The 18509-nt window shown below is 46.2% G+C and carries 22 protein-coding genes and 1 other RNA gene; 19 read left to right on the top strand and 4 right to left on the bottom strand.

Annotation, left to right across the window (positions count from 1 at the left end):
- Positions 1-27 precede the first annotated feature (27 nt).
- The 5 genes from ssrA to IPG41_04070 all read left to right on the top strand — a co-directional run bounded on the left by ssrA (position 28) and on the right by IPG41_04070 (position 3355).
- Positions 28-440: a transfer-messenger RNA gene (ssrA, locus tag IPG41_04090) on the top strand.
- A gap of 188 nt (positions 441-628) precedes the next feature.
- Positions 629-1036, top strand: a complete 408-nt coding sequence (locus tag IPG41_04085; GenBank protein QQR54356.1) for a hypothetical protein — start codon at positions 629-631, stop codon at positions 1034-1036.
- Positions 1037-1239: 203 nt separating this feature from the next.
- Complete coding sequence (gene tnpA / locus IPG41_04080; GenBank protein QQR54355.1) at positions 1240-1674, top strand: IS200/IS605 family transposase; 435 nt, start codon at positions 1240-1242, stop codon at positions 1672-1674.
- Between the two features lie 47 nt (positions 1675-1721).
- Entirely contained in the window at positions 1722-2675 is a 954-nt protein-coding gene (locus IPG41_04075; protein ID QQR54354.1) for an ABC transporter ATP-binding protein, read from the top strand.
- 11 nt (positions 2676-2686) lie between these two features.
- On the top strand, positions 2687-3355 hold the full coding sequence (locus IPG41_04070) for an ABC transporter ATP-binding protein (GenBank protein ID QQR54353.1): 669 nt from the start codon (positions 2687-2689) through the stop codon (positions 3353-3355).
- Between the two features lie 45 nt (positions 3356-3400).
- On the opposite strand, the gene IPG41_04065 is transcribed toward IPG41_04070, so the two are convergent.
- The gene (locus tag IPG41_04065) at positions 3401-4927 is read right to left on the bottom strand and encodes a hypothetical protein (GenBank protein QQR54352.1); all 1527 of its coding nucleotides are present in this window, start codon (positions 4925-4927) and stop codon (positions 3401-3403) included.
- Between the two features lie 194 nt (positions 4928-5121).
- On the opposite strand from IPG41_04065, the gene IPG41_04060 reads away from it, so the two are divergent.
- Positions 5122-5547, top strand: coding sequence for a helix-turn-helix domain-containing protein (locus IPG41_04060; protein ID QQR55655.1), 426 nt, complete (start codon positions 5122-5124; stop codon positions 5545-5547).
- Positions 5463-6056, top strand: a complete 594-nt coding sequence (locus IPG41_04055) for an IS30 family transposase (GenBank protein ID QQR54351.1) — start codon at positions 5463-5465, stop codon at positions 6054-6056. The genes IPG41_04060 and IPG41_04055 overlap by 85 nt, the downstream gene beginning before the upstream one ends.
- 158 nt (positions 6057-6214) lie before the next feature.
- Here IPG41_04055 and IPG41_04050 read toward each other — a convergent pair whose 3' ends face one another.
- Positions 6215-6835, bottom strand: a complete 621-nt coding sequence (locus tag IPG41_04050; protein QQR54350.1) for a hypothetical protein — start codon at positions 6833-6835, stop codon at positions 6215-6217.
- Positions 6836-6970: 135 nt separating this feature from the next.
- Between IPG41_04050 and IPG41_04045 the strand changes: the two genes are divergently transcribed.
- The gene (locus IPG41_04045) at positions 6971-7477 is read left to right on the top strand and encodes a hypothetical protein (GenBank protein QQR54349.1); all 507 of its coding nucleotides are present in this window, start codon (positions 6971-6973) and stop codon (positions 7475-7477) included.
- Positions 7478-7496: 19 nt separating this feature from the next.
- Complete coding sequence (locus IPG41_04040) at positions 7497-7865, top strand: S24/S26 family peptidase (GenBank protein ID QQR54348.1); 369 nt, start codon at positions 7497-7499, stop codon at positions 7863-7865.
- 104 nt (positions 7866-7969) lie between these two features.
- Here the strand turns inward: IPG41_04040 and IPG41_04035 are convergent, their stop codons facing one another.
- The gene (locus IPG41_04035) at positions 7970-8767 is read right to left on the bottom strand and encodes a hypothetical protein (protein ID QQR54347.1); all 798 of its coding nucleotides are present in this window, start codon (positions 8765-8767) and stop codon (positions 7970-7972) included.
- An 80-nt stretch (positions 8768-8847) separates the two neighbouring features.
- Here IPG41_04035 and IPG41_04030 point away from each other — a divergent pair, with 80 nt between their 5' ends.
- From IPG41_04030 to IPG41_04000, 7 genes are all read left to right on the top strand, one after another.
- Positions 8848-9453 carry a hypothetical protein gene (locus tag IPG41_04030; protein QQR54346.1) on the top strand — a complete coding sequence of 202 codons (606 nt, stop codon included), beginning with the start codon at positions 8848-8850 and terminating at the stop codon, positions 9451-9453.
- Between the two features lie 80 nt (positions 9454-9533).
- Positions 9534-10037 carry a hypothetical protein gene (locus IPG41_04025; protein QQR54345.1) on the top strand — a complete coding sequence of 168 codons (504 nt, stop codon included), beginning with the start codon at positions 9534-9536 and terminating at the stop codon, positions 10035-10037.
- A gap of 58 nt (positions 10038-10095) precedes the next feature.
- The gene (locus IPG41_04020) at positions 10096-11559 is read left to right on the top strand and encodes an ABC-F family ATP-binding cassette domain-containing protein (protein QQR54344.1); all 1464 of its coding nucleotides are present in this window, start codon (positions 10096-10098) and stop codon (positions 11557-11559) included.
- Entirely contained in the window at positions 11556-11804 is a 249-nt protein-coding gene (locus tag IPG41_04015; GenBank protein ID QQR54343.1) for a GIY-YIG nuclease family protein, read from the top strand. Before IPG41_04020 ends, IPG41_04015 begins: the two co-directional genes overlap by 4 nt.
- Positions 11805-12084: 280 nt before the next feature.
- Entirely contained in the window at positions 12085-12528 is a 444-nt protein-coding gene (locus tag IPG41_04010; protein ID QQR54342.1) for a hypothetical protein, read from the top strand.
- A gap of 48 nt (positions 12529-12576) precedes the next feature.
- Positions 12577-12939 (top strand): transposase, encoded by a 363-nt coding sequence (locus IPG41_04005; GenBank protein ID QQR54341.1) that lies wholly within the window; start codon positions 12577-12579, stop codon positions 12937-12939.
- A gap of 19 nt (positions 12940-12958) precedes the next feature.
- On the top strand, positions 12959-13354 hold the full coding sequence (locus IPG41_04000) for a transposase (protein QQR55654.1): 396 nt from the start codon (positions 12959-12961) through the stop codon (positions 13352-13354).
- A gap of 6 nt (positions 13355-13360) precedes the next feature.
- Here IPG41_04000 and IPG41_03995 read toward each other — a convergent pair whose 3' ends face one another.
- Positions 13361-15010, bottom strand: a complete 1650-nt coding sequence (locus tag IPG41_03995) for an ABC-F family ATP-binding cassette domain-containing protein (GenBank protein QQR54340.1) — start codon at positions 15008-15010, stop codon at positions 13361-13363.
- Here IPG41_03995 and IPG41_03990 point away from each other — a divergent pair.
- Genes IPG41_03990 through IPG41_03980 form a run of 3 tightly spaced genes read left to right on the top strand, consistent with a single transcriptional unit; the run spans position 14994 to position 18474 of the window.
- Positions 14994-17366: a hypothetical protein gene (locus IPG41_03990; protein QQR54339.1), complete on the top strand. Its 2373-nt coding sequence runs from the start codon at positions 14994-14996 to the stop codon at positions 17364-17366. The two genes, IPG41_03995 and IPG41_03990, sit on opposite strands and share 17 nt — an antisense overlap.
- A complete protein-coding gene (locus tag IPG41_03985; GenBank protein QQR54338.1) occupies positions 17366-17770 on the top strand; it encodes a peptide chain release factor-like protein in 405 nt (134 codons plus the stop codon). Before IPG41_03990 ends, IPG41_03985 begins: the two co-directional genes overlap by 1 nt.
- Positions 17767-18474: a UPF0489 family protein gene (locus tag IPG41_03980; GenBank protein ID QQR54337.1), complete on the top strand. Its 708-nt coding sequence runs from the start codon at positions 17767-17769 to the stop codon at positions 18472-18474. The genes IPG41_03985 and IPG41_03980 overlap by 4 nt, the downstream gene beginning before the upstream one ends.
- Positions 18475-18509 lie beyond the last annotated feature (35 nt).

The raw sequence follows: 18509 nt of genomic DNA, 5'->3' as shown, positions 1-18509 counted from the left end.
GTAAACTGGTGCAGCTCTTTGAAAAGTGGGGATGTCCCGGTTTCGACAGAAAGTTTGAAGTCCGAAGCTTGCGTTCAGGTGGTTGTCTGGTCCCACCTCAATCCGTCCAGACAAATTTAAGTGCTAACCCACTTGCTCGACTTGCTCAGGCTCTCCGAATGGAAGAGGCTTCTCTTGCTTTCGCTCCTGTAGCATAGTCAACGATCGCCCTTTGTGCGATCTCGCTCCCTTCCTAAGGTTTCGTAGGGAAGACGAGTGTCATACACGAGACTGTGGTGAGGCAGCGCTCGCATTCCGCTGCTGATCCAAGATTTTGGTCTGCGCCTCCGGTCTGTTTTCGTCCGTCCTTGATGAACCGGTTGTAACCAGGACGGTCTATGAACGTAGAGGGTTTCGCACTTCCTTTTTGGACGCGGGTTCGACTCCCGCCATCTCCACCAATTCTTGTTAAGGCTGTGGCTTTATGAATACAATTTTAAAAAGAAGCATTCAGGGTTACACATGCATTGGCTGGCGCCTGCACAAAAATGCTTCATGCTTCTTTTTACAAACCCAGGCAACTGAAAAAATTGGGGCTTTTTTAGGAGAGTGAGGTTGACCCATGCATATTCATTTGTAAAATACTTCCATGGACCATCCTATAGCAATCCTCGTCTGCCTGCTCTCCATTTTTTGGGGCTTTGCCTGCATTGTGAATCCTAAATGGGGAGATTTGCATTCCTTGAACGATTACCGACAGAAACGGATGTATGGAGAGAGAGGGTATTATTTTTTGATCCGCTATGTTACTGGGCCCATTTTTATTTTAACGGCTCTGTTTTTTCTCCATGGGTTCCTGACTGGAAGTATTTCTCTTGAGGAGGTGCCTGTTGAAGAGCCTATCGAGGAAGCACCTGTTGAAGAGCCTCTTGAAGAAGAGGATGGATGGGGATGGACTTTCTTGAAAGTCATGGGCGGTTTCGTGCTAGCTGTGTTCTTATACGGAGATGCATTTGCGGTGATGGTTAAAGAAGCAAAGCTGAAGAAGCGCACCTAAAAAGGCACCAGTTTTATTTTATAAAGCAGTCTGTCAAGGTTTATTTGAGCCGTAAAAACATATTTTCAATTTGATGAAATTTGTAGCGAAAATACCAGAATTCAACCAATCTTTATGTTCTAATCAACTGACGTAGTTCCCCGGGCGTAAGCCCGAGGGATGTAGTGGGTGCCCGCATCTTCGTGGTGGTGTAAAGTGGAGGCATGAAGAAGCTACGAAAAAGCTCACACGCAGTTTTCATCTGTGACTATCACTTAGTTTGGCCGACCAAATACCGTCGGAAGATATTCAACGAAGGTGTGTTGGCTTTTCTGCAGGAAGTGATGAAGGATATTCCGAAGTACTATCCGGAACTGGTGGTGAAAGAGGTAAACACGGATTTAGACCATGTACATATTTTAATTTCCATACCTCCACAAATAGCAGTGGGAGAGGTGGTGAGAATAATAAAAGCCAACACAGCTCGTGAGTTGAACATAAAGTTTCCGTTTCTTAGAAAAGTGTACTGGGGGACGAGAAGTATTTGGTCGGCAGGTTACTTTGCCTCCACAGTTGGGATTAACGAGGAGGTCATTCGAAAGTATATCCAACAACAGGGCGAAGAAGATGCGGGCCAAGCGCAGCTTGAACTAGGCTGAAACCCCGAGCGTAAGCTCGGGGAGGTTCATCAGCCCTGTTGGAGCCTATGGTTTTGGGATTTTTCTTCAACCACTTGCAGGACCATGGTCTTGAAGATTACAAAGGTGCATTGTTGATTTTGGCGACGTATCCGCTTTTGCAGTTTTTATTTTGGGTTTTTCATGGAACGGCACGAGTGATAGAACGAACCAATGCGTACTATATTTTGAAAAATTTTAGAACGGATCTTTTTGATACTTTGACGGGGCTTCCACTCAAGTGGCACAAAGACAATCATTCTGGCGGAACCATGAGTCGACTTGAAAAAGCATCAGCGGCACTCAAGGGTTTTTCGGATGAAGGATTTATGTACCATGAAGTGATTGTGAAGTTTCTTGGTTCACTCATCGCGCTTTTTGTCATCTCTCTTTACACAGGTCTTGTACTCTTGGGCTTTGGCTTTTTGGCTGCATTGGTCATCTTTCGCTTCGATAAACTTTTGCTCCTTTACACCAAGCAGATCAATGAAAAGTTCCATCTCTACGATGCAACTTTTTATGATTACGTTTTGAACATGCAGACCGTCATCACGCTTCGACTCGAGAAACTTGCGAGGAATGAAACGGTAAACCGTATTTTTTCAGCACTTCCCATTTGGAAAAAGAACGCCAAAGTGAATGAAGTGAAATGGTTTTTGCTCACGATGGTGGTTGCTTTTTCCATGTTTATTTCCATTTCGCTGTATCTTTATGGCCAAGTTTCGGCGGGTCAGGTTTTACTGCTGGGAACCTTGGTGGCGCTTTACGAATACGTGCAAAGGTTTTTGGGTGTTTTCTTTGACCTGGCCTGGAAGTATGAAAACCTAGTTCACTATACGGCTGATATCGACTCGATTGAGCCAATATGGCAGGCGAGCAAAGCCTTTGGGGTGCGAAAAACGCTTGGAATGATCCCTAGCGATTGGAAAAATATTGCCTGTATTTCAAGTACGAAGATGAAGCTCATCACAAGCACACATTGAAGGATATAAGCTTGAAGCTTCGTCGTGGAGAACGCATTGCTTTTGTGGGCGAAAGTGGCAGTGGGAAAAGCACGATGATGAGTTTGCTGAGAGGCTTGAGTGAGCCAAACCGAGTTCAGGTTGTTGTGGATGGCGTAACAGTTGGAGGCCTTCGCAGCTTGTCTGATCTTGTCACCCTGATACCGCAAGACCCTGAAATTTTCGAGAATACCATTGAATACAATATTACGGCCGGTATTCGTCATAAAAAAATTGAGGTGGAGGAGGTGGTAAAAATGGCTCGATTCGATGCCGTTTTAAGGCGACTCCCCAGTGGGCTTAAGACCAGCATCAAAGAGAAGGGGGTAAATCTTTCTGGTGGAGAGAAGCAAAGACTTGCTTTGGCGCGTGGGCTTTTTGCCGCGAAAAAAAGCAGCATTGTCCTCTTGGATGAGCCGACCAGTAGTGTTGATCCCGCCAATGAACTGGGCATTTATGACAATATTTTCGAACAATTCAAGGATAAATGTCTCGTCTCTTCCGTTCACCGTCTGCATCTTTTGCCTAAGTTCGATAAGATTTATTTGTTTCGGTCTGGGGCAGTTGTTGCTGAAGGGACTTTTGCTGAACTGCTTAAAAAAAGTCCTGACTTCAAAAAAGCATGGAGCCTTTATAGGAAGTCTAAGGGAGTGCGTCAGTAAAGCGGTTCAATGCTCCACCCCCCCCAAAAAAAACTACACTGCTGTCTAAGTTCGGAGTGCTATTATAGTAGGATGAATAGAACGAAGGAGGTCATCCACATCGAAGTCATTGGCCACAACATGTGGGTTCTCCAAGAGTCCATGTGCTTTGCACTCTTTTTTAAAGAAGTCGGGGTCAGAACCAGAAGCTTCAAATGCCCTCAGAACAGCGGCCATGCCCACTACATAAGGGCCGCCATTCCGAAGGGGTCTTAATCCAGGACCATCTATAACTAGCTTTAAACGTTCGGGAATCTCCTCAGCGGGCCACAATGGATATGAACCAAGCCGTTCGCCCACGGCTTCTCTCGTACAGCCAGCCATATGAAAAGCGACAGCCCCGTCCAAATAGGAGAGTTTTTTAAGCGCGCTTTTCACACTGGAATATTCTAAACCAATGAGCTTACCAAAACAAAGCTCAAAAGCGTTGGCCCAAGCCTCAGAAGCATAAAAAGTATGGCACACTTGAGGCGAGTGAATCCATTTAGACTGGATGATGTGCGTTAGTTCTTGTGCAAGTATGAGCGCCATAGAGGCTTTACCTTCAACAGATTGAATCCACTGCGTATCTTGAGGTAAGTGCATCACGCCACCCTGCTGAGATGAAGCTCCAACCGCCACATCAAACTCATGCGGATATTTATCAATTGAGTCATCACCATGGCCCAATAAATCAAGAACTTGTCGCTTCACTAAATGGACAAAAACATGCGGATCATCCACGGCCATAAGTTCCTGAGGTAAATCGTCTGAACTGTTTCCCAATTGCTCAATGAGTTCCGCTCTACATTCATCTATCACTTGCAATAGTTCTACTGAACCAGGAATGGTCAATCCGCGCGAACTGAAAAAACGTGCAGCCTCCCTTGGATGCGTTTGGCTTTCAGAAGTGCCTATGTGAGCCCAACGATCTTGAACCATCTGAATGCAGGTAAGATGAGAGTTCCACATGTTTTCAAATTCTGTACTATCCCCTTCAGAATCCACCCAAAAAGATTTGAATTTATCTTTCCTCACATCTCCTTTAAGAACGCCCAATTGTTGCAAAACACGCTCTTTTTGATGTTGTGACACAAACGATCCGCAAATACATGTTTCCTCCAAGGCTTGCATAGCAGCGGTAAAAGCGGGACCCAAATGAGATCGCACCATCCCACAACGAAAATCATCATTAAAACATTCTTTGTTTCGATCTTGCTTATTCAAGGTTTCAAGTCCAGGGCCGAATCGAGTAGGATCACGTAAGAAAGGTGGCAGCTGAAATGCAGCTCGGTCACCCCCTTCCAAGCCAAACAATTCACCACACTCAACAAGGTACAACCGCTCCGATGGACTCAACCATGGATGGCCTATGTAAGTGCTCAAGAAGGTCCGGTGTCGGTTCACCCCATCTGCAGTAAAAATATGGCCCATCAACGCCCGCTCAAACAATTGAGTATTTTCAAAAACCTGCTTTGAATCAACAAACATAGCAGGCGCCGTAAGGGCCTCACTAATGGCCACGAGATCAGGAATGTAGGGGGGCTCACCCATATTTTCTGACTAATTACTTGTTAAAACCTTGTCTCGGCAGCAGCTAAACCGTATCCAGCAGAGTCAGAAGACGATGCCCTAAAATGACCACGCTCGCCCCTAGATTCTCATTTGAATCCGAACACTTGGTAAGATGAGTTCATGAAAAAAACGCTAAGAAGTTCTCACAGCTTTCCAAAAGTGAGAGGGATGAAATATTCATACTGAAGGGGAAAGGATATTCGCTCAGAGCTATCGCTAAAAGTCTGAAGAGAAGTGTTTCAACTGTTTCAGATGAACTCAAACGTAATGAAGTGAATGGCAGCTATAACCCGAAGAAAGCACAGCAGAAAAGCTATGTACGAAGGCGCTCCGCTCGCTTTCAAGGGAAGAAAGTTGCAATGAACAAGAAATTGAGAGATTTCGTAGAAGAAAAACTAAGAGATGATATTTCTCCAGCCGCTATTTCTGGGAGACTCAAATGCCAAGAGGGAGCTCTTCCTTTTGCCTCCAAAGACAGTATTTATCGCTTCCTAAAAGCCCCTATGGAAGAGCTTTGGAGTATGAACGTGAGCAGAAAACAAAACATCGAAGAAAGAGGCCCAAAGTACTTTCAAAACTTTCGGACAGAACGTTCATAAATGAGCGTCCTAACAGAATAGAAATGAGAGAAGATGTGGGAGACATTGAAGGAGATTTCATAGTTTCAGGGAAAACGGGAAAGGGTTCACTTTTGGTTGCTGTGGACAGGAAACTAAGAGTTTCATTTCTTGAAAAGATCTTCCCAGTGACGATTGAAGAAGTTCATGAGGCTTTTTTGCGAATCCAAAAACGTTTTCCAGAGCTTCAAAGCATGACTACGGACAATGATATTCTCTTCCAGAAACACAAGGAATTGGAGAAGCTGCTGGGCATTAAAATCTACTTTTGCCACCCTTATCATTCATGGGAAAAGGGCACAGTGGAAAACACGAATAAAATCATTCGGAAAGATATTCCTAAAGGCAGTGATATTTCAAAATACAGTAAAGCTTTCATTCAAAGGCTTGAAGAAAAACTCAATCGTAGACCGCTCAAGTGTTTGAATTATCTCACCCCAAAAGAAGCTCTTTTGGTGCACCGCGAAATCACAAAACTCAAAAAATCCTAATCCATTAAGTGTTCGGATTCAGCCCGTCCAGTGCCGCCAAATCAAGCGGCGAATATAACCATAAAACAAAGTTAAGTCAATGGGCTGCCCAAGGCTATTAGCATTTCATTGACTTATTATGCCAGTGAGGGTGGCACAACTGCATATAAATACCCGATCTAAATTCCCCAAGCAGCGCCAGTCACATCGCAGTATAAACCATCGGTCGCGTCCTCTGAAAAGGCTGACCAAGTGCATTCGGCGACTACGCTTAGTTCGTCTGCCATCTCCTCCGTTGGAGGTAGGCCAATGTGAGTGGATACGGGGAGCAGTGCGTCGGCGTATTGCAAACAGCCTGTGCCAGAAGCGGGATTAAAGTTATCGGTGCGTGCTTCGAAATTGAGCGTTATTGCATCCCAAAGGTCCGAGCTGCCCGCTCCTTCTACCTCAATCATGGTATTTAAAGGGCCTTCGCCGGTTAGAATCTCCGCTCCTCGCTCACCACAAAGGGCGCGGTTTCCAGCACTTGCATCGACGAAGATATGGTCCGCACAGTGCTCCTGATCACGAGCGTCTCTTCTTGGTAGATTTTCTTCATAAAATTTTACAAATGACGCAGTGACCGTGAAGGGGCCTTCTGTTGTGCCACAACGTTCGTTTTCACCGTCGACCATCGCGTAAACCTGCATGCTCACTCTAGAAGACATGTTGACGATTTCCGATCCTGCTAGCCCTGGTGAGCAGGCGTCGAGGCTTAGGGCGAGTAGTGCAGCTGGTATTTGAGAGGGTGATTTTTCCATAGAATGGGTGTTTGTGCAGATAAGTCATGATTTTAAAAGATATTGAAAGCTAAAGCCAGAGCTCTTTAGCCCATTCCGTTCAAGAGGCGCGTTCTGCTAGAATGCCTGTGGCTTTATTCATTTAAACATTCACTTGTGATACGTAAACTCATTTTACCCCTCGCTCTTGTGCCTTTCGTTCTTGGAGTTGCAGGAATTTTAAATCTTTTCTCCATTTCTCCTTCCTTGAAGAGTAGGGATCATTCAAGCAACCTTTCAATCGAAGATTTTGAACAAGGAGTAGAATGTCAGCCTTTAATGATGAGCTATATAGAGAATGGCTGGAATAGCGACAATCTCGACACTATTTATGGCGGTGTTCGAGGCGACGACTATTTTGAAGAAGAGACCAATGAGACTTTTACCCTCAAGCTGGAAGGAGATCAACTGATCGAAATGACTTCAAAGGAAATTACTTTTGAATTAACTGAGAATGACATTGGGTATGGTCGGATTAGCGCCTCTTACGTCCATAAGGGCAACCCCTATTTGGCAACTTATTACATAGACATGAGTGGAATGTACAGATATGTAAAAGTGAATTTCCATGAAGGCAAGGGTTTAAAAATTGCACGTGGCTATTGCACCCCACATGAATCCTAAAAATCCAATAACACTCCTTATGAAAAAAGGTATTCTACTCAGTTTACTTGCACTTATACTCACGGGCTGTAGTTCAGGTGAGCTAGAACTTTTTGTTGTAAACGGCTCCGCCATGGAACCGACTTTTAAAAATGGGGACTATGTTTTGGTGGATAAAGAGGATGGGAACTTTGCTCTGAATGAGGTGGTGATCTATACCAATGCTCGTGGAGACATTATTTTGGGACGCATCACTGAAATTGCAGGAGAAATTTATGAAATCAGTCCCGACAACGAAGAACTTGGGGTGAATACGGAAGCGTATTTATCCACGTCTGAAGAGAAGATTATTGGGCCAGCAACTTTGTGTTCCGGGGGCTTCTTCAGGTGTGGGTTGAAGGCTTTATAGATAGCCTCTAGTAAAGGTGAAGTTGTGAAGTTAGACATCATGGACGTTAATCTTGAAGATCTGGTAAGCGGTACGAGCTCAATGGGAAAAACATTGATGAAGGCTTAAGAGACCGTGTAGAGCCGTCTAAGTTTTTTAGGCTCACAACTCTCCCACATGAATTCGAAGAGGGATTTGAGGGTTTCTGCCATCATGGCGCCCTCGACGAGCACTGCGAGGTAGCGGTCGTTGACCGTGGAGAAGTAAAGCACGCAGTCTCCGTAAACGTGAAGATTTCCGGGAAGCTGGAACTTTTTGGGGAGCAGGCGTCTTTCACGCAGTTCTGAAGGGCAGTTGCCGGTGATTTTTTCAGATTCTTTGGTGCGCCCTACGAGCACTCGGGCAGGGATGCCTTTTTTGACGCGTCTTTTGATGAAAAAATCGTCGTCGTTTTTGCGAATGATTGGGTTTTGTAAAAATTCGTAAGAAGTGAAAATGAGTAACTCCTTGGTGCGATCGTCGAAGAGACTGAGATTGAAGGCTTCGATGACTTGGTCACGCCCTTCAAAGACACGAACTTTTGGAGCAATGTTGCGCTGTTCGTAAAAAGAGTTGAGTAGGGGAAGGGTTGTTTTTATTTCTTCGATAAGGCGCGTTTTTTCCACAACGTCTCTTTTGAGCGATGCCACCAAAGCAGAAGGAGCTTTGCATTGGTAAAATTGGGTGCCTCGCTTAATGAGTTTGCTCACGATGCCACGCTCACAAAGCCGATCCAGTACTCCGCGGGTGGTTGATCGGGGGATTTTGGTGGCGCGACTGACGACGGAAGCAGCTTGCTCACCGTTGTGCAAAAGTTGGAGGTAGAGTGTGCTTTCAAAGTGATTGAGCCCGATGTCTTCGAGGGTCTTTTTTAGGTTTTCCATTTGAGGTGGCGAAATTGGCCGCCAGATTTACTTTAAAAGCTGCAACGGGCAAAGTCCAGGCAGGAATTAACCTTTTCTTTATGACAAATCCTTTAGAAGGCCAACTCATCCAGGCGTTTGAACTTGCTCAAAAAAGTGTGGAAACGTTTGAAATGGAAGTCCTTGCTGCTCAGCAAGAAACGAAAGGCAAAGTCCATAAAACCTTAACTGCTTCGGAGTTGCATGACGCGGCGGTTCATAAAAAAGCTTTTGCAGCGTGGCATGTCATGGAGTTGGCGAATCAACACTTCATGTTGGGTTTGCAGTTTGAGGCAGTGCAGGCCGTCAACCGTACTTTTCCAGGCATGAGGATCGGAGCCGTTGACATTGTGGAAGTGATAAATCGCTTTGCTCATGAGGCTCACTTGGTCACTCTAAAAACAGGCTGGTCCTTTGGAGATGTTTGTGTCAACTTTGCATGTTCGCCGGAAGTCCAGGCAGACATGGTTCAAATTGCTGAACCTCAAGGAAATGAGGACGCCATGGGTAAACTTTTCGAAGAAATTGCGGAAAAGATGAGAAAGAAAAAACTCAAGTCGACAAAGGCGCTGGTGCACTTTTTGCTTGGCAAATTCGGAACTTTCTATGCCGCTGCGCACATTGCGCAGGCCTATGGCAGGGCTCAAGCTCAGGGAGCGGAGGCTTAAAATCAAGGGTGCCTATCCTCAAAAAAGCATTGCTCTTTTTGTCCAGTTCGTTGTAGGATGGGCTGTCTTTAAACCTATTTATGAATAAATCCTTCTCGTCAAAAGTTCTTTTGCTGCTTTCTTCTTGCCTTATTTTTGCAGGATGTATGCAAAAAGTAAGCCTTGAAATCCCTGGTTTGGGCATTTCTGTTCTTGCGCCTGAAGGAGCTGTGGTTGAAATGGTTAACGAAGGAGGGTTCGAGATTTATCGTGTTTCCTCCGATGGCGGTACGCTCGCTGATTTGGAGCTTCATGAAGGATATGATTTTGACATGGAAAAATTGGCAACGGTGGAGGGAGTGAAAGAGGTGCTGGACACTTGGGGCTTTTCTTACACTGTTGTGGAAGAAGAAGTGGGGCCTTATGGAGCGGGTGTTTACTATGAAACCGCAGATACTTTTGGTGTGCTTGCAGGATTCAAAAATGGAGAAACCGAAGTCGTTTGTCAGCCTACGTCTTCCGAGACTCCCACCTTCTCTATTCAAGTCGTGATGGATCTTTGTATGAGCATGGCGCCCATGGGTCAGGAAAATGAGGTTGAGTAAATCAACCGACAAAGTCCCTGGGCTGGTACAGTGAGGCTTTATCCTGTATAAGTTCCGCATGTCTCACACGGAAACCCTACTCAGTTTCGACAACGTTTCGTTTGGCTACGATGACAAAAAGCCACTGCTCGACAGTGTGAACTTCAATGTACGACAGGGAAGCAAGATCACGCTCATGGGTCAAAATGGAGCCGGTAAAAGCACCATTTTCCAACTCATCAACCGGAGTTTGAAGCCGAAAAGTGGGGTGGTGAATACGGTGCCTAAGCTCACCGTGGCCACTTCTCATCAGGTGATGAAGCCGGGGGACCGCGAACTCACGGTGCTCGAATTTTTTCAAAAGCAGTTTAAAGAAAAACGGCATGATTTGCCCAAATACATCGATCAAGTTTTGGAAGTGGTGAACTTGAAGGCGCCTCACGATCGCATTGTGAAGTCGTTTTCTGGCGGTCAGCAAGCACGTCTTTTGCTCGCGGCTGCCTTGATCCAAGACCCGGACCTTTTGCTACTCGACGAGCCCACGAACAATTTGGATCCGGCGGGGATTGAGCATCTCACTCAATTTCTTATCAATTACGGAAAAACAGTGATGGTGATTTCACATGATGCAGACTTTTTGAACAGCTTTACTCAGGGGGTTTTGTACTTGGATGTATTCACGCACAAAGTCGAACAATATGTGGGAAATTATTATGATGCGGTGGCGGCGATTGAGGCACGACGTGAAAAGGAAAACATGAAAAACGCTCAAATGGCGAAGGGAATTTTGAAGAACAAAGAGCAGGCCAATACGTTTGCTCATAAAGGGGGAAAACTTCGTTTGGTGGCTAAGAAAATGCGTGACAAAGCCGAAGAAATGGAGGCGGCCATGGTGGACGTGCGCCGCGAAGACAAGACCATCCGTGATTTTGAAATTCCTGTGCAAGCGGATTTGTCCGGTGAACTCATGAAGCTCACGTCTGTGAAAGTCATCAAGCATCATCAACCTACGATCCTAAAAGTGGACATGTCTCTCCGCAAAAAAGAGCATCTGCTTTTGAGTGGGCCGAATGGAATTGGGAAAAGCACGCTGTTGGAGGCGCTCGCAAGTGGAAAAGCGGAGGGCGCGTTTATTAAGCCCGAAGTGCGCATCGGTTACTATCGACAAGATTTTTCCACTTTGAATTTTGAAAACACGGTGCGTGAGGAACTTTTGCAGGCCATGAAAAAATCGGGTCAGGAAGTCAAAGAAGAAAAAATGCGTATGACGGCGGCGGGATTTTTGATCACCAAGGAGTGGATCAATGCGAAGATTGGAACTTTGTCGGAGGGGCAGAAGGGCCTGGTGGCACTGACGAGCTTGGTTTTGATGGAGCCCGGGCTTTTGATTTTGGATGAGCCCACGAACCACATCAATTTCCGTCATTTGCCGGTGATTGCTGAGGCGCTGGATAAGTACGAAGGCGCAATGATTTTGGTGTCGCATATTCCGGAATTTGTATGGCAGATTCGCATCGATCATACGCTGGAACTGGACAGATGAGCCACTTTGTCTACATGCTTCGGTGTTGTGACGGCAGCTTGTACACCGGCACTGCGGCAGATGTGCAGCAGCGTTTACACGCGCACAATACTTTGAAATCGGGGGCCAAGTACACGCGATCGCGGCGGCCAGTGGAATTGATTTACAAAGAAGAGTGTGCAGATTTGAGCGCGGCGCGGAAACGAGAGGCGGAGATCAAACGGATGACGAGGGAGGAGAAAAGGAGCTTGGTGGGACTTACGTGAATCTTGAAACCGCAGTTTCAGTTCAGGAGTGAGGAAAGTCGTTCGTTTGATTTTGTAAGACTTGATCTGGGAAATCCTCCCCGGGGAGGAGTCTTAACCTGTAAAAAACAGGAGCTGATGAAGAGCTATCTTTTTGAATCACTAAAATCCAGGAGATTGGCTTATTGAAGCCATAGAGTAAGTTTCAAGATTCATGTGGATTTGGGTTGATATAATTTTGGGTTGATATAATGTTGGTTTTGTTGTAATCTTCTCGCTTAATTAAAAATACTCTACTTATATGTCTGACCTCTTCCAAGCTGCCAAGCAAGATTTGAAAGACCGACATCTGCCCGAACTTTTTGACCATCTTCAAACGAATGGCTGGATGGAGCAGCGCGAAGAGGGTTCACTGTTTCATCCCATTCCTCAAGAAGGACTCCACGAAATTAAAGAGAAAATCCTCTCTGTTCTTGAAGGATTGATTGCTCCTGAGGATTTTGATGATTCAGTGAAGGCCGTGGTAGTGAACTCTGAGGAGGACAAAGCTCTTGGCTCCGCTGTTTATCCATTCGCTGCTCTAGGGCATACTATAAATTTGATGTTGAATGAGTTGGACAAAAACCCAACTTTTGTGGTGGATCTACCTGAAAATAAAGGGGACGCACTCACTCCTCAGGCAGCCTTAAAAGCTATGGAGGACGATGATGCTTTAGTGTGGATTTCTTCTTTTAGGAGCTGTTAACATAAATAGAGGAGTGGTGTAGAGTGAAGTTACTCTAACCCTAACGCCATGTACCAGATGCTAACGGATGAACAGTTCAAACTGATCCAGCCTTATTTTCCAAAGCCCAGAAAGCCTGAAAAGATTCCACTGAAACGTTGCATGGATGCCATTTGTTATGTACTTAAAACAGGGTGCGCATGGAGACAAATGCCCTACGATTACAGAGAAAAAGAGAATGACTGGCACACGATTTATACAAGATACAAACGGTGGAGCGAATCTGGACTTTTTGGACAAATGCTTAGAGCACTTGAAGTAGCAGATGTACTTCAAGTGCGAATAGCTTTCCTGGACAGTACAACAAATAGAGCGCACCACAGTGCAGCGGGAGCCATGAAAAAAGGGGCCACAAGCGTTAGGCCGAAGTAGAGGTGGGTACACTACAAAAATTCACATGATTGCTGGAGATCCAGATCATGGGATGCACTTTGTTTTAACAGGTGGTGAAGTGAGCGATGTGAAAGTTGGAAAACAAATTTTGAGAGATTATTCGTTTCCAAAAACAGTAGATCATTTGGCTATGGACAAAGGTTATTCATGCTACAAAGTTCTGGAGCTGTGCAAAGAAAAAGGCATAACTCCAGTCGTTCCTCCAAAGGCAAAAATGAAATTTCCGTGGGAATACAACAAGAACATTTATGCCTACCGCAACGAGATTGAACGCCTATTTCACCGAATGAAAAATCACAGAAGAATTTCAACTCGCTATGACAAATTAGACCTGATGTATGCCTCCTTTATCTCCCTCTGCCTTGTGGCACTTTTACTCAAAGTCTTATGTTAACAGCTCCTAGAGGCCAGCTGTCGAGGGAAGCTCAACTTTCTTCGTGACCCCAATTTTACCGATGAAGTAGCTGTCGTGTGAAATGATCACCATGGCGATTTCTTGATCCGCAAGGAAGCGTTCGAGGTCTTCGCGTAGGAAGATGTCGAGGTGGTTGGTGGGTTCATCGAGCAGCAGGAGGTCGGGTTTGTTGGTGAGCAGGATAGCGAATTCAAGGCGGCGCTGTTGACCGTAGCTGAGGGTTTTGATTTTGGAGTCGACGAGTTCGGCTGGGAAAAGAAAGTTGGCGAGTACGCTGCGTCCGTTTGAGTATTCGATGCGCGTGTTGTTGCCAAATTCTTCGAGCACTGTTTTTTCGGGATCAAGGCGAGAAAATTGACCGAGCAGTCCGATTTTGGTGCCTTCGCGAAGTTTTCGCTCACCATCAAAGGCTTTGTCTGTGCCGCTTAAAATGTTGAGTAGGGTGGATTTTCCGGAGCCGTTGGGGCCTTCAATGAGGATGCGTTCGCCCTGTTCGATTTTGAGTTGGAGGCCTTTGAGCAGTTCGCGGCCATCGTAGCTTTTGGAGTTGAGCTTGAGGTTTAAAAGGGTACCCGGTTGGGCGGTGAGCACGGACTTCATTTTCACGCGAGGGTCGGGCACGGGCGCTGGAGGGGCCTTCTTTTCCATGCGTTCCAGGGCCTTCTTTTTTTGTGCCACGGTCGCGGTGAATTTGTATTTGGGATGGTTGGCATTTTCGGCGAGCCATGCCTCCAATTCAGTGACTTCGCGCTGGCTGAATTCATGGTCTGCAAGGCGTTTTTCATAACGTTCGTAGCGTTGCACGAGGAATTGTTCGTAAGTGCCGGTGTAGACTTCAATGTTTTGTTCCGCGCTGATTTCCCAGATTTGGTTGGCGACGGCGTTGATGAAGCTGCGGTCGTGGGAAACGAAAGCCACGGTGCCTTTGAAGTTTTGAAGGAATCCGATGAGCCAGGTGATGGTCGTGTGGTCCAGGTGGTTGGTGGGCTCGTCCAAAAGCAGGATGCTGGGATCTTGCAGCAGGAGCTCGGCAATAGCGACGCGTACACGCTGGCCGCCGCTGAGGCTGCTGAGAGTTTGCTCACGAAGTTCCTCAGGCAATCTGACTTCGTCGAAAGCGATGTCGATTTGATAGCTCATCCACTCTTCTTCCAATTTACTTTCGAGGTACTTGCCGACGGTTTCGTTCATGTCTGGGAATTGGATGTCTTGGCGCAGGCAAGCCACCACTTCTTGGGAGCGACTGACACTCCCATCGCTGGGTTCGAGCTCGCCGAGCAGCAGTTTGAGGAGGGTGGATTTCCCACAGCCATTTCTTCCCACGATGGCCACGCGTTTTTTGGCATTTCCGTCGAGCGAAAGGTCTAGGCCCTCAAAGAGATGCCCCCCTGAAGTTTCATAGCCGAGATTTTTTGCGACGAGCATTTTTAAGTTTAAGCTGGCGGCAGTATAAGGGAAGGGGCTGGGCGGCTCAAGAGGTGGACCAAAGTAGGTCAAAAAGGCTTTGTAAAGAATCGTGGGGATTTTTTTGTAAAAATTGTGCCATTCATACGCGATTTCTGCTTGTTTTCTGCTGATTTCTCCTGTAGTTTTTTGAAAATTTTTAATGTAAAAAATCATGAAAATTGCACTCATTTGTGGAGGACCCTCGCTTGAGAGAGGCATTTCGCTCAACTCGGCACGTAGTGTTTTGAACCACTTGGAAGGGGATGGTATTGAAATTGTCCCGATTTATTTTGACCATAAAAGACGGCCCTACCATTTGTCTCCGTCGCAACTTTATTCCAACACGCCGTCGGATTTTGATTTTAAATTGCGTGAGACCGCAAAGGCGCTCAGTCAAACCGGACTTAAACAATTGCTCAAAACTTGCGAGCTGGCTTTCCCCGTGATGCACGGACAATTTGGCGAGGATGGAGGCATTCAGCGGCTTTTGGAACGGTTTAAAATTCCTTATGTTGGAGCTGACCTCGAGGCTTGTAAACGTTGGGACAAGCATGTGGCGAACGCATTCATTCGAGCACATGGATTTTATGCCCCGCCCAGTGCGGTTTTGAAAATTCATCAGGATGATCACAAAAAAATCATCGACCGATTTTTCAAAGAAAATAAAGTCCAGCGAGCCGTGGTGAAACCGGCGAGCGGGGGATCTAGCATTGGAGTGTATTCGGTGAATTCCCCGGCTGAGGCTTTGGAAAAAGTGAAATTGCTTTTCAGTCGACGCATGGACACGCGTGTGGTTTTGGAGCCCTTTTGTATCGGCACGGAGTTTACGGTGATCGTTTTGCAAAATCGTTTCGACATGCCGGTTGCCATTTTGCCCACGGAAATTGAGACGGATTATGAGAAAAATCAAATCTTTGATTTCCGCAAAAAATATTTGCCCACGAGGCAGGTGCGTTACCACTGTCCGCCACGTTTTTCGAACGAAAATATTGAGCGCATTCAGGTGCAAGCGGAGCAGCTTTTTAAGATCATGGGGATGCGCGATTTTGCTCGTTTCGATGGTTGGCTTTTGCCCGATGGAAAAATTTGGTTCTCGGATTTCAACCCCATCAGCGGCATGGAGCAAAACAGCTTTTTGTTCCAACAAACTTCACGCATCGGGTTCAGTCATCGCGATCTTTTTTATTATGTGGTGCGACATGCGGCGCGAAGGCATGGCGTAAAAATGCCCCCCAAAAAAGAACCGTCCCTCAAAAAACGAAAACCGGTGAATGTGCTGTTTGGAGGAAACACCTCTGAGCGGCAGGTGTCCGTGATGAGCGGAACCAATGCGTGGCTTAAATTGAGGCGCAGCGAAAAATATGATCCGAAGCCTTACTTTTTAGACCTAAATGGCGAGGTGTGGCAGCTGCCTTATGCGTTGACTTTGAACCACACAGCGGAGGAAATTTTAGAAAATTGCAAAGGTGCCGAAGAAGGCGAAAAACGATTACGCTTTTTGGAGGAAAAAGTGAAGTTGAGACTTGCTTTGGAGGAAGGAGATTTGAGCGAGATATTTTTCATCCCGCAAAAGATGAGCCTTGTGGAATTTGTGAAAAAAAGCGAGTTTGTTTTGCTGGGCCTGCATGGCGGAATCGGCGAAGATGGAACTTTGCAAAAAATGTTTAAAAAGGCCGGGGTGAAATTCAACGGACCTAGCGCTGAAACTTCTGAAATTTGTATGGACAAGGCAGAGACGGGCAAGCGACTTTTGGGCTTAGAAAAAGAGGGCATTTTTGTGGCGCCCAAACACACGGCTCGTGCGAAGGATTTCAAGCTTTTTAAAACCAAGGATTATGAAGCTTATTTTGAAAAATTGCAGAAAAATTTACAGTCCAAAACGGTGATTGTGAAACCGCAAGATGAAGGTTGCTCTTCAGGAATTGTGCGCCTTTTCAAGGCCAAAGATTTGCAAAATTATATGAAGCTGGTGCTGGGGAATGTGAATCAAATTCCCCCGGGAACTTTTGTGAATCAAACGACGCCTATTGAAATGCCGCTGCAGCAAATGGACAGACTTCTTTTTGAACAGTTCATTGAAGTGGACACGGTGCGAGTGAAGGGGAATCGCCTCAAGTGGCGCCGTAAAAAAGGATGGGTGGAAGTGACGGTTGGGCTTTTGCAAGAGAGCTTCGGAGAAAAAAAACTGCATGCACTCAGCCCAAGCCTCACGGTGGCGGAAGGCGAAGTGCTGTCGGTGGAAGAAAAATTTCAAGGAGGCACGGGCGTGAACATGACTCCTCCGCCCGAAAAATATGTGAAACCCAAGGTGCTGGCGCGCGTGAAAAAATCGATTGAGCGAGTGGGGGAAGTGCTTGGAATTGAAGGCTATAGCCGTTTGGATGCGTTCATCCACATCGATAGTGGCGATTTGATTTTGATTGAAGTGAACACTTTGCCTGCACTGACCCCGTCCACAGTGCTCTTTCATCAGGGGCTTGCAGAGCCAAAACCCATGTATCCGCTGGAACTTTTGGAGAAAATCGTGGAGAATAAAGGGTACTGATGCCCGAATTCCCTATTCCACTCAAGCAAAAGTTTTTGGAAAAAGCAGAGAAGCTGCGTATTTTTCCTGAAGACATTGAGGAGCAGTTTGTGCGAGGAAGTGGACACGGTGGGCAGAAAATGAATAAGACCTCGAGCACGGTGTGGCTGAAGCACGGGCCGACAGGTGTGGAAGTGAAGATGCAGGACCAACGGGAGCTGATTGCGAACCGCATTGGAGCCTATCGCATGCTCATTTTGAAGGTGGAAGAAAAGATGCTTGGCAAGCGGTCTGACATCCAAAAAAAGATTTTTAAATTGCGTAAACAGAAGGCTCGCAGGACACGTAAGTCCAAAGAAAAAATGCTCGCGGCGAAGGCGCATCGGTCGGAGCTCAAGTCCACTCGTAACAAAATTCAGCTGTGAAAAAAGATTATTCTGAAGCGTTTTGGATAGAAGGAGCTGTGGGCAACAACGCGCTGTCTTTTGAGAGGCGTGGAGCTGCGCCGAAACTTTGGGTGCCGGCCTTAGTGCAGGGAACCATTGAGGATGTGAAACCTGGAAAGCACCTTGTTTTTGAGGACTTTGATGAGCATGAGGTGCTGCAGTCTTGCGTGGGTCTGGAGCATCTTGTGAAGCTGAAACTCGGGGGGGTGCCGGCCGTGGTGGTGGACAATCATAACCACGTCTTTTACTTCTGGGCGGAGGCGGCAGCACAGGGGATTCTAAAGCCTGGGGCAAGCTTGATCCATATCGATCAACATCGGGATATGCGAGTGCCGCAAAAATTGTATGAAGGGACTGGTTTGGAAGACGCTTTTGACTACGTGAATTTTCATCTGAATGTGGGCAATTATATTGTCCCTGCACAAAAAGCTAGATTGGTGGATGAGATTCAATTTGTGACGAGTGAGGAAGCTTTGAAGGACTTGAGGCTGGCTGAGCAAGGCAACAAAATCCTCAACATTGATTTGGATTATTTTGCTCCTGAACTCGACTACATCGACTTTGAGCTGGCACGGCGTTTCCTTGAGGCACACCTGCCAAGCACTTCGCTGATCACGGTGGCCACGAGTCCATTTTTTATTGAGCAAGAAAGGGCTATTGAGGTGCTCAGGAAATTATTTTAAGATTCAGGTATGCACGTTTTAAGGAAGTTTTTTTG

The organism is Candidatus Peregrinibacteria bacterium (assembly GCA_016699145.1).
In the GTDB taxonomy this organism is placed as follows: domain Bacteria; phylum Patescibacteriota; class Gracilibacteria; order UBA1369; family 2-02-FULL-48-14.
The sequence above is the reverse complement of the archived record's forward strand: the minus strand, read 5'-3'. Positions and strand labels throughout refer to the sequence as shown.

Bases quoted from the DNA above. Each gene is read 5' to 3' on its own strand.
- IPG41_04085 (QQR54356.1), top strand. From the start codon at position 629: ATGGACCATCCTATAGCAATCCTCGTCTGCCTGCTCTCCATTTTTTGG.
- tnpA (QQR54355.1), top strand. From the start codon at position 1,240: ATGAAGAAGCTACGAAAAAGCTCACACGCAGTTTTCATCTGTGACTAT.
- IPG41_04075 (QQR54354.1), top strand. From the start codon at position 1,722: ATGGTTTTGGGATTTTTCTTCAACCACTTGCAGGACCATGGTCTTGAA.
- IPG41_04065 (QQR54352.1), bottom strand. From the start codon at position 4,927: ATGGGTGAGCCCCCCTACATTCCTGATCTCGTGGCCATTAGTGAGGCC.
- IPG41_04050 (QQR54350.1), bottom strand. From the start codon at position 6,835: ATGGAAAAATCACCCTCTCAAATACCAGCTGCACTACTCGCCCTAAGC.
- IPG41_04040 (QQR54348.1), top strand. From the start codon at position 7,497: ATGAAAAAAGGTATTCTACTCAGTTTACTTGCACTTATACTCACGGGC.
- IPG41_04035 (QQR54347.1), bottom strand. From the start codon at position 8,767: ATGGAAAACCTAAAAAAGACCCTCGAAGACATCGGGCTCAATCACTTT.
- IPG41_04030 (QQR54346.1), top strand. From the start codon at position 8,848: ATGACAAATCCTTTAGAAGGCCAACTCATCCAGGCGTTTGAACTTGCT.
- IPG41_04025 (QQR54345.1), top strand. From the start codon at position 9,534: ATGAATAAATCCTTCTCGTCAAAAGTTCTTTTGCTGCTTTCTTCTTGC.
- IPG41_04020 (QQR54344.1), top strand. From the start codon at position 10,096: ATGTCTCACACGGAAACCCTACTCAGTTTCGACAACGTTTCGTTTGGC.
- IPG41_04015 (QQR54343.1), top strand. From the start codon at position 11,556: ATGAGCCACTTTGTCTACATGCTTCGGTGTTGTGACGGCAGCTTGTAC.
- IPG41_04010 (QQR54342.1), top strand. From the start codon at position 12,085: ATGTCTGACCTCTTCCAAGCTGCCAAGCAAGATTTGAAAGACCGACAT.
- IPG41_04005 (QQR54341.1), top strand. From the start codon at position 12,577: ATGTACCAGATGCTAACGGATGAACAGTTCAAACTGATCCAGCCTTAT.
- IPG41_03990 (QQR54339.1), top strand. From the start codon at position 14,994: ATGAAAATTGCACTCATTTGTGGAGGACCCTCGCTTGAGAGAGGCATT.
- IPG41_03995 (QQR54340.1), bottom strand. From the start codon at position 15,010: ATGAGTGCAATTTTCATGATTTTTTACATTAAAAATTTTCAAAAAACT.
- IPG41_03985 (QQR54338.1), top strand. From the start codon at position 17,366: ATGCCCGAATTCCCTATTCCACTCAAGCAAAAGTTTTTGGAAAAAGCA.